This window comes from Bacillus sp. LL01, from assembly GCF_001037965.1.
The window spans coordinates 262581-276428 of record NZ_LFEL01000001.1; the positions used below are offsets into that span (position 1 = coordinate 262581).

11 protein-coding genes are annotated in these 13848 nt (G+C 39.9%); 7 read left to right on the forward strand and 4 right to left on the reverse strand.

Features of this window, described 5'->3' with window-relative positions; translation table 11 throughout:
• Positions 1 to 78: 78 nt before the first annotated feature.
• The gene (locus AB685_RS01295) at positions 79 to 1608 is read left to right on the forward strand and encodes a hypothetical protein (protein ID WP_047968748.1); all 1530 of its coding nucleotides are present in this window, start codon (positions 79 to 81) and stop codon (positions 1606 to 1608) included.
• A 68-nt stretch (positions 1609 to 1676) separates the two neighbouring features.
• Here the strand turns inward: AB685_RS01295 and AB685_RS01300 are convergent, their stop codons facing one another.
• A complete protein-coding gene (locus AB685_RS01300; RefSeq protein WP_047968749.1) occupies positions 1677 to 1946 on the reverse strand; it encodes a hypothetical protein in 270 nt (89 codons plus the stop codon).
• 116 nt (positions 1947 to 2062) lie between these two features.
• On the reverse strand, positions 2063 to 4204 hold the full coding sequence (gene recQ, locus AB685_RS01305) for a DNA helicase RecQ (RefSeq protein ID WP_047968750.1): 2142 nt from the start codon (positions 4202 to 4204) through the stop codon (positions 2063 to 2065).
• 367 nt (positions 4205 to 4571) lie between these two features.
• On the opposite strand from recQ, the gene adh reads away from it, so the two are divergent.
• Positions 4572 to 6092: an aldehyde dehydrogenase gene (adh, locus tag AB685_RS01310; protein ID WP_047968751.1), complete on the forward strand. Its 1521-nt coding sequence runs from the start codon at positions 4572 to 4574 to the stop codon at positions 6090 to 6092.
• Between the two features lies 1 nt (position 6093).
• The gene (locus AB685_RS01315; RefSeq protein WP_047968752.1) at positions 6094 to 6423 is read left to right on the forward strand and encodes a DUF779 domain-containing protein; all 330 of its coding nucleotides are present in this window, start codon (positions 6094 to 6096) and stop codon (positions 6421 to 6423) included.
• A gap of 32 nt (positions 6424 to 6455) precedes the next feature.
• Here the strand turns inward: AB685_RS01315 and AB685_RS01320 are convergent, their stop codons facing one another.
• Entirely contained in the window at positions 6456 to 7445 is a 990-nt protein-coding gene (locus AB685_RS01320; RefSeq protein WP_047968753.1) for a DUF3231 family protein, read from the reverse strand.
• Positions 7446 to 7601: 156 nt separating this feature from the next.
• Between AB685_RS01320 and AB685_RS01325 the strand changes: the two genes are divergently transcribed.
• From AB685_RS01325 to AB685_RS01340, 4 genes are all read left to right on the forward strand, one after another.
• On the forward strand, positions 7602 to 8054 hold the full coding sequence (locus AB685_RS01325; protein WP_047968754.1) for a cupredoxin domain-containing protein: 453 nt from the start codon (positions 7602 to 7604) through the stop codon (positions 8052 to 8054).
• Positions 8055 to 8223: 169 nt separating this feature from the next.
• A complete protein-coding gene (locus AB685_RS01330) occupies positions 8224 to 9843 on the forward strand; it encodes an ATP-binding cassette domain-containing protein (RefSeq protein ID WP_047968755.1) in 1620 nt (539 codons plus the stop codon).
• A gap of 164 nt (positions 9844 to 10007) precedes the next feature.
• Positions 10008 to 11108, forward strand: a complete 1101-nt coding sequence (locus AB685_RS01335) for an AI-2E family transporter (protein ID WP_047968756.1) — start codon at positions 10008 to 10010, stop codon at positions 11106 to 11108.
• Positions 11109 to 11607: 499 nt separating this feature from the next.
• Complete coding sequence (locus AB685_RS01340; RefSeq protein ID WP_047968757.1) at positions 11608 to 12255, forward strand: hemolysin III family protein; 648 nt, start codon at positions 11608 to 11610, stop codon at positions 12253 to 12255.
• Between the two features lie 79 nt (positions 12256 to 12334).
• On the opposite strand, the gene AB685_RS01345 is transcribed toward AB685_RS01340, so the two are convergent.
• The gene (locus AB685_RS01345) at positions 12335 to 13762 is read right to left on the reverse strand and encodes a phospholipase D family protein (protein WP_047968758.1); all 1428 of its coding nucleotides are present in this window, start codon (positions 13760 to 13762) and stop codon (positions 12335 to 12337) included.
• Positions 13763 to 13848 lie beyond the last annotated feature (86 nt).

Here is a 13848-nt window from a genome sequence, read left to right on the forward strand (position 1 = left end):
CATTCATTTACACTTTCATAAGAGTATTGTACGATATTTCTTTGTGAATAAATGAACGATAGGAGTCTGATTAGAGAAATGTTAGAACAATTTTCAAATATAGAGTTATTGAATCAATTTTGGTTAATCCTCTTTTTTCTAATACCTATGGTATTGGTATCCAGAATGGTTGTCGCAGGCACACGTTTTTCCCCGATCTTAATTATTGTCGTTTTGGGGCTCGGAATGGGTTATTTACTTGTGTTTACAGGTGCAGCCACTCCTGGGTTGGTCGAATTTCCATTCGTGGATCTAATGGCAAGAACAACCATTATTGCTTTAACCGTATCTTTTTTCGTAGGTGGACAAGAACTTCGAAAAATACTTGGTAATAAGGAGTTAACAGTAGAGGATACGGTAGTTGTTTCTGAAGAAGAAACCTTCCTTGGGACCTCAAGAACGCAATTCTTCTTTATTATCCGCGCATTTTTCCTATTGTTTGGTCTTGAAGGGATAACTCGTCTGATCCTTTCAGATGGTACCGGTATATTTGACAGTGTTTATCCATTGATTGCATACATCGGTATCGTAGGTTCCATTCTTTTTATTGATAATAAAGCTAAAATTACGAATAAGCATCAATATATAAAAAAGGGAATGGTGGAGATGGTAGCCATAATCATTCTTCTAGTCATTTCCTACCATATTGCTATGGCAATTAAACCTATCATTGCTTTGCCTCAAATATTCTTTGCCATGATGATTGCTGCGGCTTTAGGGGCCATCTTCTATAATTGGAGTTTTGGACCGACCATTCGTGCACTTCTTGTGGCAGGTATCCCGGTCGTCCTTGCTGCAAATTTCATGGTAGGTGGATCACGAATCGGTGATGCATTTGCTATTGAAGGAATGAATGCCGTACTTGCTTATGGGTTCTTTGGGCAATTGTTCTGGATGTTTGGTGGAATCGCTTTGATTATGTTCTTTGCAAGAACGGCGAACGCACGAAATCTTGCTCCTGGTATGGCAGGGTCTCTTTCTCATTCCGGTTTGACTGGTGCATGTACAGCAGGTGACTTTGGCAAGACCGCTGCACAACGTGCTCCAATCATGATTAACATTCCATTCTTTGGTCATATTTTCGTTTTCTCTGTTCTAGCCATCAGCGCAGAGCGAGGAAGCCTTTGGGTATTCCCTTCCTTATTGATTGTTGCTATAGGAGTTGGATTGACCATCCTAGCTTTAATCAATCTGAGAAAATCCAATGGCGAAGATAAAAAAGAAGTGAAGGCTTTAATGCAATTTTCTTTCGGCTGGCAGATGTGTGCTGTATTCGGTGGTTTGGCATTGTTGAGTTTAAGTACCATGCCTATTGATTATGCAGCGATGGCGCAATCCTCTGCGATTTCCCATTTCGGACTATTTGCAGCGATTCAAGGTGATATGTTCGGATCTGAGGCTGCTGCCTTAATTCCTTTCATTTTCTCTATGCCGTTTTTAGTCCATCCGCTTGTATTCTTCATGTTTGGGAAAGCGATGGAGAATAATGGAGAAATGCCGATAAAACCAGTTTATTCTTTGGCACTGATCGGTGTAATTGGAGTGGCATACGCAATATTCTTTGTTTAATATAGATTGGTTAATCAGAGCCGAAATTAAAAGAGGCGCGCCGGTAAAAATTCCGGTGCGCCTCTTTTCTATTGCATTTTTTTGTTGTAATAGTCTACAGAATACTGGGCTCCCTCACTAACCATGCTGTTATCCTGAATATCCTCTGGATCAGGGTTCCCTGCTTTTTCTATAGGAAGGTCTGTATTTCTGAATTTTAATGGAATAACCTTATTCTTTATTCTTTTGGAGTATTGAACAACTTTTTCTCTATATGGTCTATATGCAAGCAATCCTGCACTTGTTAAGCTGGCTGCCCCTGCAATCAATAACGGCTTTTTAAGTTGACGTGTATTCATAATGGAAACGCCTCCTGTTAGATGTTTTTATTTATAAGTTAGATATTCCCTGCTGAGAGGAAACTAAACATGAGGAGAATTTCCTTAATTGATAGCTCGAAAGATAAGAAGCATGTTTAACTCAATCCGTGCTTGAGCATTACCGACTTGATTGCCATGTAGTCCACACTTTCAGGAAGGCTTTCCTTTAATGGTTTTAATTTTTCCGTACCTATTTCTTTTATGACTCTGACAATCTCATTTTCATGTTCCACTGGAATGAAAACATCCCAGTCCACTTCAATATCTTCCTCTGCGGAACATTTGAACAGGTGGTTTTGGATAGTGATTAAGCTCATATCTCTAGATTTGGCTATTTCCTTTAAGGACATCCCCTCTTTAAATAGCCTATAGGAGAACATATGGCTTGTTTCTCCGTCACTTGGAGTTATTTTAGCAGGACGTCTGACAAGCTCAGTACGGGCCGTAACCGAATCTGAAATCCCTTCCTCATTGTTTTCAAAGTTATTTATTTCTTTTAAAAATACTTCTCCGTATTTTTCAAACTTTAGCATCCCTACTCCTTTGATGTCGAGCAAGGACGCTTCATCTTTTGGCATGAACTTACTCATTTCCGTCAATGTACTATCAGGAAAAATGACATATGGAGGAACTCCCTCCTCCTTCGCCAAATCTTTACGTAATTTCCTTAAACGTTCGAATAACTCATTATCTTCCACGATGGATTGAACTTGTTCCTTCATTTTGAAAAGGACTTTCTCCTTCCCCTTCAAGACCGGAACAGCCCGGGCACCAATTTTTACAATGGGATACTGCCCTTCGGTTAAGACTAGATATCCTTCTGCAATAAGAATATTGATCAAATCGACTAATTCCTTTTCCGTGTAGGACCTCATTAGTCCATAGGTTGGCAATTGGTCAAAGCGGAACTGCTGGATTCGCTTGTCCTTGGAACCCTTCAATACTTTTGCTATCAAGGTGGCTCCGAACCTTTCATTCATTCTGTGGATGCAACTGAATATTTTTTGCGCTTCAAGCGTAATATCCTGTTCGACAAAGTCTTGTGAGCAATTGCTGCATTTGTCACACGTTTCATCCGTTTCCTGTCCGAAATATTGGACGATGTATGTCTGGAGGCACTTTTGTGTATAGCAATAATCCATCATTGCTTGAAGCTTTTGGTATTCCTGCATTTTACGCTCGGGTGATCGGACACTTTCCTCGATCAAAAACTTTTGTATCTGTATATCACGGGCATTAAACAGAAGAATGCATTCACTCTGTTCTCCGTCCCTTCCTGCCCTTCCTGCTTCCTGATAATAGGACTCTACATTTTTAGGCATGTTGTAGTGAATGACAAATCGGACATTGGATTTATCGATTCCCATACCAAATGCATTTGTAGCAACCATCAGTTTGAGTCGGTCATATAGGAACTCTTCTTGATAGTTCTTTCTCTCATCTTCTGAGAGTCCTGCATGGTACTTTCCAATCTGGTAGCCTTTTTTTGTCAGAGTTGAATGGATCTGGTCCACTTCTTTTCTGGTAGTGGCATAGATGATTCCTGATTCTTCTTTGTTAGCCTTTAAAAACCTTTCCAAATAGGAGTCTTTATTTTGACCTCGTAATACAGAAAAAGTAAGGTTTTCACGTGAAAAGCCGGTAACAAAAGTATTTTCTGGAGAGATCCCTAACATGGATTGGATGTCATCTATCACCTGCCCGGTAGCTGTTGCAGTGAATGCCGTAACAATTGGCTTCCCTGGAATTCTTCTTACAAATGTTCCCACTTCCCGGTAGCTTGGCCTGAAGTCATGTCCCCATTGTGACATACAATGGGCTTCATCAATCGCCACCATTGATACATCTATCGTTGCAAGGACGTTTTGAAATTCGTAGGAATCCAATCTTTCAGGAGCAAGATAAAGTAGTTTAATATCTCCCTGTTCTACGCTTTGCATTCTTGCCCTTATTTCCCCTGCACCCAAAGAGCTGTTGATATATGTAGCCTTAACTCCAATATTTACTAATGAATCGACTTGGTCTTTCATTAATGAAATTAATGGGGAAATAACAATTGTCAGACCGTCAAGCAACAAGGCCGGAATCTGATAACATATTGATTTCCCGCCCCCAGTCGGCATCACACCGAGTGTATTAGACTGATCTAAAATACTGGATATTATCTTCTTTTGACCAGGTCTGAAATCTTGATACCCAAAATGTTTTTGCAATAGAATTTTGCCTTGTTCGTACATGATACACCTCGTTTAGTGGAAATAGATTTGATGGAGTTCGACAATCGATAAGAAGTAGATTACTAGAAGGAGGATGAATAAAGGATGCTACATAGCACCACTTCATTTTAACCGAATATTTTCCGCTCTGCAACCAAGTTTAGGCATGGCTGGTGCCAATCAATTTACTAAAAGGTAGGGGCAATTTGTATTTCCTTTACGAGTATTTATTTTAGCGTCCCCTCATGCTTTTTTCTTGCAATTTATTATCTGAATGTTTAAAATTTACTTTACAATAGGTTGTCTAACCTCTTTCTTTTTTGTGGCATTTTGGATGCGCTTACATATTTGGTTAACTATCTATTAATCTATTTGAGGAGGAATTTTCATGATTTATGCTAATCCGGGTGAGAAAGATTCAAAAGTCTCTTTTAAAAGTCGTTACGACAACTTTATAGGCGGGGAATGGGTCGGTCCAGTAAAAGGTGAGTATTTTGAAAATGTCACTCCTGTAACTGGACAAATTTTTTGTGAAGTTGCAAGGTCCACCTCAGAGGATATTGAACTTGCATTAGATGCTGCACATAACGCCAAAACAGCATGGGGCCAGACTTCTGTGGCAGAAAGAGCCAATATTTTAAATAGAATAGCAGATCGAATGGAAGCAAATTTGGAGATGCTGGCTGTAGCGGAAACGTGGGAAAACGGAAAGCCGGTTCGCGAAACCATGGCTGAAGATCTTCCCCTTGCCGTTGATCATTTCAGATACTTTGCAGGTTGTGTCAGGGCTCAGGAAGGTTCTTTAGGAGAGATTGATAATGATACGATTGCTTACCATTTCCATGAACCACTAGGTGTAGTTGGTCAGATTATCCCATGGAACTTCCCATTGCTTATGGCAACTTGGAAGCTTGCACCTGCACTGGCAGCGGGTAACTGTGTCGTATTGAAACCTGCAGAGCAGACACCTGCTTCCATCATGGTATTGGCAGAATTGATAGCGGACCTATTGCCTCCTGGTGTGTTGAATATCGTCAATGGATTTGGTGTGGAAGCAGGAAAGCCGCTCGCTTCCAGTGATAGAATTGCAAAAATTGCGTTTACCGGTGAAACGACAACGGGTCGCCTAATCATGCAATATGCTTCCCAGAACATCATTCCTGTAACATTGGAGCTTGGTGGAAAATCACCGAACATCTTCTTCGAGGACGTCATGGCCCAAGATGATGATTTCTTTGATAAAGCTGTGGAAGGGTTTGTCATGTTTGCATTAAATCAGGGAGAAGTGTGTACATGCCCTTCCCGTGCCCTCATTCATGAATCAATCTATGACAAATTCATGGAACGTGCGCTGGAACGGGTCTCACAGATCAAACAGGGTAATCCACTTGATACCGAAACAATGATAGGAGCACAGGCCTCTTCGGAACAATTGGAAAAAATCCTATCCTACCTTGAAATTGGTAAAGAAGAGGGTGCTGAGCTCCTTGCTGGTGGAGAACGTAACATGCTCGAAGGCGATCTTGCTAACGGCTATTATGTTAAGCCTACCGTTTTCAAAGGAAACAATAAAATGCGAATTTTTCAAGAGGAGATCTTTGGTCCTGTTGTTTCCGTCACTACATTTAAAACGCCTGAAGAAGCACTGGAAATTGCTAATAACACACTTTACGGACTTGGTGCTGGAGTCTGGACACGGGATGTTAACACTGCCTATCGTTTCGGTCGTCAAATTGAAGCAGGACGCGTATGGACCAACTGCTACCATGCATACCCTGCCAATGCGGCATTTGGTGGATATAAAATGAGTGGAATTGGGAGGGAGAATCATAAAATGATGCTTTCCCACTACCAGCAAACTAAGAACCTTTTGGTAAGCTACAGTCCGAAGAAATTAGGATTCTTTTAAAATGAAAAAAGTACTGGCTACGGATTCTGCTCTGGAATTGATCGAAAAGCTGGTAGGAAAACATGGACCTGTACTATTCCATCAATCAGGGGGTTGCTGTGATGGCAGCTCCCCTATGTGCTATCCAAAAGATGATTTTTTGATTGGAGATTCCGATGTACTTCTCGGTGAAATAGGCAACGCTCCCTTCTATATGAATAAAAAGCAGTATGAGTATTGGAAGCATACCCAGCTCATTATAGATGTGGTACCTGGTCGAGGTGGAATGTTTTCACTAGAAGGTCCGGAAGGTCTTCGTTTTTTAACCCGCTCAAAGGTTTTCCCTAAATGATGAAAGGCGTCCTATATGCGGACGCCTTTTTATTAATTCTTCGTGTTTTTTATTGTCTGAGGGGGTTCTTCCATCCAGCCATTTTTTATCATCAACTTTCCACCCTCTTTGGCATAATCAAATATGTCCTTTGCAATTAAAGTCATCTTGGCAGGTAAATCCGAACGAAGACTGAAAGATGTACCAAGTGCGTTACTTGTCAATCCAAAGCTACTGAGCAGGCTGGTCAGGTACATCATTAACTTTTCGGAAAATGGGGAATCGGTTGACAAAGTAGGATTCCCCCAAGCTACAACGGGAGGTTGGATGTCACTTTTAAGCAATGTATCACTAAATGTTTCTATTACGCTTTTTGCCAGGCTTTTCCCCTTTTTGAAATATGCCTTTACCTCTTTATCCTCGCTTACCTGTTCAAACCCTCTCAATAGTTGGAAACCTAAAACATTAGTTTCAATCCCTTGATACAGTAAAGAAAGTTCTATAGCATTCAAAGGCCTTTTCTCACTGAACAGATTAAACCCTGACATGTAGCCTTTCCCTTTAATAAACTCCACCTTTTCCGGCATAGGAATCATGGGAGGACGGGTTAGAACCCCTTCCTTTAACAGGAATTGCGTTGTTTCATTGTATGTATTTTGGGATACATCGAAAAACCTCTTAAAGAGTTGAGTAATATCTTCCCGGTATGACATGCTGACATGAAGAGCGTTAAGCCCGATAGTCAGCTTCATCATGACACGTAGGAAAAGTGCATCAAAATACTGGTCGTACAATGGTTTGGTGGAAGGACTTACATCGCTTTCAACATACCCCACTGGCACCACAAATTTTTCTTGCTGAAAAAGTTCAGTAATTTCATTGATAAATTTAATTTCTTGATTGTATAAAGTTTGTATCAAAGAGTGTATTTCTTCGTTCTGTTTGTTAGCAAGAAAATACTCCAAAATTCTCGCCAGCATCGTTTTTTGTTGATACGTCATCCACATGTTTCCTACTTCCGACGAAGTCAATTGCTTATCCATTAAATCTATCCTCTCCCAAGTTGAATTTTTCTTAGTATATCCTGTAACAAGATTCGATATTAAGATAATGACGTATTTAAAAAAATTTAGACAACCCTCCCCTTTTGGTTGCATACATTTAATAATGAGACAAGCAATATGAAGGGTGGAGATTACATGAGATTTTTTGTAATAAAAAAGAGCTTCCTCTTATTGGTGGCGCTGTGTATTTTAGTGGGGTTTGGCGGGTGGTTTGTTGTTAACAAAGGCGTAGTGCCTACTATTGGTAAGCCACAAGAAGGCGAGAAACTGTTATTTCATATGATTACATCAGAATTCAAAACTGAATTGGAAGACGGTACAGAACTTGAAGCCTATCGCTTTGACCCTGGAACCATCACTGTACCTAGAGGGAAAGATGTTACTCTGAGTATTTTTGGCGTCAACGGAAGTGAACATCCTTATTCAATTGAAGGAACAGATGTTAGCGGGGTCATTAAAAAAGGGGAGGAAACATTAATTAATGCCCGCTTTGATCAACCCGGTGTATATAAATTAATCTGTTCCACCCATTCACAACACAAAGGACACCACAGTCCCCCAATGGTTGCTTATATTTATGTCTATTAGCAAATTCCAATAATCAAAAAATAGAAATTCCGTCTGAAAATGACCAGCCAATAAGGGCCTTGGTCATTTTTTTTGCAAATAATATACTTTCCTAGTAAATGAATCTTTTGCAACTTACGCATTTAATGGTATAATTTCAACGACATTAATTTTGGAGGAAACTAATTACATGCTTACAGTTACTAATATAGGTTTACGCTATGGCGATCGAAAATTATTTGAAGATGTTAACATAAAATTCACCCCTGGAAACTGTTACGGGTTGATTGGTGCAAACGGTGCCGGAAAATCAACGTTCTTAAAGATTTTATCTGGGGAAGTAGAAGCACAAACCGGCGATGTCCATATGAATAAGGGTGAACGTATGGCTATTCTGAAACAGAACCACTTTGAATATGAGGAGCACGAAGTTCTTAAAGTGGTAATCATGGGTCATAGTCGCCTTTATGAAGTGATGCAGGAGAAAGATGCTATTTATATGAAGGAAGACTTTTCAGATGAAGATGGCATGCGAGCTGCAGAACTTGAAGGTGAATTTGCTGAATTAAATGGTTGGGAAGCAGAATCAGAAGCAGCAATCCTCTTAAAAGGTCTAGGAATTTCCGAAGATCTTCATACAAAGAAAATGGCTGATATCACTGGTGGCGAAAAGGTAAAAGTACTATTGGCACAAGCTCTCTTTGGGAAGCCTGACGTCCTTTTACTGGATGAGCCTACCAACCACTTGGACATAAAAGCAATTCAATGGTTGGAAGAGTTCCTTATCAACTTTGAGAATACAGTCATTGTTGTCTCCCATGACCGTCATTTCTTAAACAAAGTTTGTACTCATATTGCTGATTTGGATTATGGAAAAATCCAAATCTATGTTGGTAACTATGATTTCTGGTATGAGTCCAGTCAGCTTGCGTCAAGATTGGCATCTGATGTGAACCGTAAAAAGGAAGAGAAAATTAAAGAGCTTCAAGCCTTTATTGCCCGCTTTAGTGCGAACGCATCCAAATCCAAACAGGCAACGTCCCGGAAGAAGCTTTTAGATAAAATATCACTAGACGATATCAGACCTTCTTCCCGTCGTTATCCGTATGTAAACTTTACCCCTGAACGGGAAATTGGCAATGATCTTTTACGTGTAGAAGGATTATCTAAAACGATCGATGGGGTTCAAGTACTGAACAATGTCAGTTTTATCATGAACAAAGATGATAAAATTGCCCTTGTTGGAGGAAATGAAATCGCTAATACCACTCTTTTAAAAATAATTTCTGGTGAAATGGAACCGGATAGTGGATCATTTAAATGGGGTATCACAACCACCCAAGCATACTTCCCAAGAGATAACTCCACCTATTTCGAAGGTGTGGACATGAACCTTGTGGACTGGTTACGCCAGTATTCCCCTAATGACCAGACCGAAAGCTTCCTTCGCGGCTTCCTTGGAAGAATGCTGTTCTCAGGTGAAGAGGTAATGAAAAAGGCAAGTGTTCTTTCCGGAGGAGAAAAAGTTCGTTGTATGCTTTCTAAAATGATGTTGAGCGGATCAAATGTTCTATTATTGGATGATCCTACGAACCACTTGGACTTGGAATCCATTACTGCACTGAACAATGGATTAATCAGCTTCAAGGGCTCTATGATCTTCACTTCCCATGACCATCAGTTTATTGATACAATTGCTAACAGAATTATTGAAATCACGCCTAAGGGTATGGTTGATAAGCAGATGAGTTATGATGAATATTTGGAAGATGCAAATGTACAACAGCAATTAGCGGAGCTAAATTCTTAATTATTGTTAAAGGCCCTTTTTATAAAGGGCTTTTTTCAAATTATGAAACCTTTCCCCCATTCTCTTCGTATGAATGAAGTATTCTCTTAATATGCATTACTTTTTTAGCAATACCTGTATAGTAAATTTAATATTTATATTTTCAACAGAATGAGGTGTCGGACATGCCACAAACGAAGTGGTTCAGGATTGGTTATGGCATTATTGTCGTATTATTAATTGTTTTCTTGGCTTCATTGGTGGACTTTATTTTCACCCCTATTACGGTGATGATAAGTACATTATTTGCACCAATTATTCTCGCAGGTGTTCTCTATTATTTACTGAGACCTTTGGTCAACTTGGCTACTCGTTATATACCTAGAGCCTTAGCGATTTTAAGTATCTATCTCATATTTATAGGATTAATTACTTTACTTCTGTTTCTTATCGGACCTACTTTACAACAACAGGTGAACAGTCTAGTAGAAAACACTCCAAAAATCATCAATGAAATTCGAGAATTCACTGTTGAGCTTCAGGAAAATGAGTATATTGCAAGGTTCCAGCAGGATGAGAGATTCTCTCTGGAAGAAATTTCTGGAAAAATTGCTGATAATTTAAATGCCTATCTCACTTCCTTGGGATCCAATGTGGTGAATGTCATCAGCGCCATAACCGGATTCCTTATACTGCTTGTTGTCATTCCATTTGTCCTCTTCTACATGTTAAAGGATGGAGAAAGATTACCTGAACAGGTTCTTAAGTTCATACCTCGTCAGCATGAACGCGAAGGCAGAAATGTACTAAAAGACATGGATATAGCTTTGAGCTCCTATATCCAAGGCCAGATTATTGTAAGTGTGTTTGTAGGTGTATTAATCTATATCGGATTCTTGATTATTGGCTTGGAGTATTCCCTTGTCCTTGCTTTGATTGCGATGTTCACAAATGTGATCCCTTTTATTGGTCCTTTTATCGGAACGATTCCGAGTGTGGTTGTAGCTTTTTTTGACAGACCTATTATGGCCTTATGGGTATTATTGGTGGTTATCATTGTGCAGCAGGTGGAGAGTAATCTTATTTCTCCACAGGTAATGGGGAAAAAATTAGATGTTCATCCATTGACCATCATTCTATTGTTATTGGTAGCCAGTAAGTTTGCCGGATTGCTCGGATTGCTTTTGGCTGTACCAACCTATGCAGTGTCTAAAGTGATTGTCCTTCATACAATTCGTTTCATCAAGTTAAGAAAAGTGAAAGTAACGGAAGATTCACTGCTATAAAAAGGGCGGGAGGTAGCGGTTAGTGGAGCCCACCCCGCAGGCTTGAAGGCCACTGAAAAAGTACTAAATTTTAGTTCTTGGGTAAGCACCGCTGTTGATTTCCGCAAATAGCTTCGCTTTCCGCAGGGCGACAATCTTGAGCCTCCTCGGGCTGCGCCCTGCGGGGTCTCAAGATTGTCGCTACTCCCCTGCAGGAGTCTACGCTATTTGCTCCAATCCACAGCTAGAAACCATTAAAAACAATTCGTTTTCAGTTTTTTAGTGCCCTCCAGGCTTGCCGAGTAGGCACCACAAGTGCCCTTCGGAAAGCGAAGCCCGGTCCAGAAATCAACAGCGGCGTTAATCAGAACTTATTAATAAATGCTATTACCAAAAAAGCATGACAATAGAGGTTTACCTCTTCCCTGTCATGCTTTTTTAATGGCAAAAAGTATCTATAATTGATATGATGGTAGTAATTAATTTAGTTCATTAAATGATAAAAGTGAGATGATAATAGATGGCTCAGACACATACCTTCTCAAAAGGTGAAGAAATCGCCAACTCCATCACGCATGGAATTGGTATCTTGACAAGTATTGCAGCACTCGTTTTGCTCATTGTTTTTTCTACCATCAATGGGACAACACTTCATGTTTTAACTTTCATTGTATATGGAGTAACCATGCTCATGCTCTACACCGCCTCGACGTTGTTACATGCCCTGCCAAAAGGAAAAGCGAAGAATGTTTTTGAAATCTTAGATCATTCCTCCATCTACTTTTTTATTGCCGGCAGCTACACTCCTATCACGCTCATTGTCATGGATGGTGTTTTGGGTTGGACACTGTTCGGGGTTGTATGGACTTTGGCTATTGGGGGTACTGTATTTAAAGTATTCTTTGTAAAAAGATATGTTTTTGCATCCACCCTACTATATGTCTTGATGGGCTGGCTAGCGGTCTTTGGTTGGGGAGAAATAACAGCCAAAGTCAGTACGACCGGGATTGTTTTTCTCGTAATGGGAGGGGTGGTCTACAGCCTTGGTGCGATCTTTTACGTATGGCGCGCCTTCCCTTATCATCATGCAGTATGGCATCTGTTTGTTCTAGGTGGCACTGTTCTGCACTTCTTTTTTGTCATACTGTATGTTCTCCCTGTTCAATAAATGAAAAGTTATAAAAACACCACGAGTCATCAAACTCGTGGTGTTTTGTGGAATAAGATGGTTTTGATTATATTTATTTTTAATAAGTTGTAAATCTTAGTATTTTTTGGATACGATACATGGCCTTCTTGATAAATGGCATTTCATCTTTATACGATTCCATAGGCAAAGTATATATTTCATCCTCATTGCTCCATAACCTTAAGAAGTATTCGTTCATATCAAGCATTACCTCTTCGTCATTTGGAGCGGTAACTTTAATATCCGTTTCCAAGTTGAGATCGTATAAGTTCCGTCTTGTGAAATTTGCAGAACCTCCAATGATCGTCGATTCTTCCGATCTTTTGAAGTAAATCATTTTAGGATGGTATTGTTCGCCCTGTGTGTTGTACCATCTCAATTCAATATTTCCGTTTCCTTCTTCCTCAAGTTCTGCTGCTACCGGCCTGTTTGGAAGACCTATTTTCTGTTGTCCGAACGCATGTTCATTCGGGTCGAGTATCAAATTCACTGTCACTCCCCGGTCTGCAGCGTCTATCAGTTCTTCTATGATCTTTCTTTCTGCAATATAAAACATCCCAAGCCAGATTTCTTCCTTGTCCTTCGATTTTTTTATTTCTTTAAGCACATGGTCCAGTATTTTACGTTCTGTTAAGAGCTGAACAGCAATGGCCCCTTCTTCAGCGTTCCCGTTATACTCTGGTAATGATTCTCCACCTGAGAAATCGAGGACCGCCTGTTCTGTCTTTAAGATATCCCCGATAATTGGACCGGACACTTCAAACGCTGTGTTAGAGTGGAGACCGCTTGCATCATGGGGGTTCGCAGAAGAAATGATGGCAGTTTTATCTGTCGCGATAACCTTCCGGTGGTTTGCTTTAATATTCATAAGCTTTAGATAGGAACGTACCGTTGTTTCCGGTGCATCTTTGGCCATAGGGTTTTGAATCCATCCTGAGCCACCTTGTCCGAACCACTGAAAGAACACCCTCCATAAGCCGGAATACAATGGATTGGAATCCCTCAATACGTCTACGTTTGTTTCAATCACTTTTATTCCACTCTCTTCCAATCTTTTGAGCTCTTTCGCTTCATGTGACCCGTAGGTAGTATTGATTTCATCAGTAATGAAAACAATTTCTACTTCAGGATGTTCCTGTCTTTTGGAAAGTAGGCTGTCCATTAAAGTGTCACTCAATGGAGGATAATTCATTTCTCCGTCGTTATATCCATTAAAAAGGAACATATCTATTACAATAAACTCCTCTGCTTCCTCTATCACTTTGTAGATTCGATCAAATATTTCGTGTTCTTTTTGAAGGGAATCCTTATCTCCATACGTTAAATCGTATAGAAAATCGACTTTCGAAACATAGTGAACTTCCCCTTCATAGGAAACACCATCAGGTAACGGCTTATAACTATGATAAATACTTGTGATAGCAACAATTAGAATAAGTGCCAAAAATAGAGTGAGAAATCTATTCTTTTTTATAAGATTTTTCATACCAAGACCCCCTAGAAATTGTAACGACAGAAACATAAGAAAAAAGCTTGCCTTCTTACAAGCTTCTTCAAATTACAGTTTTCTCT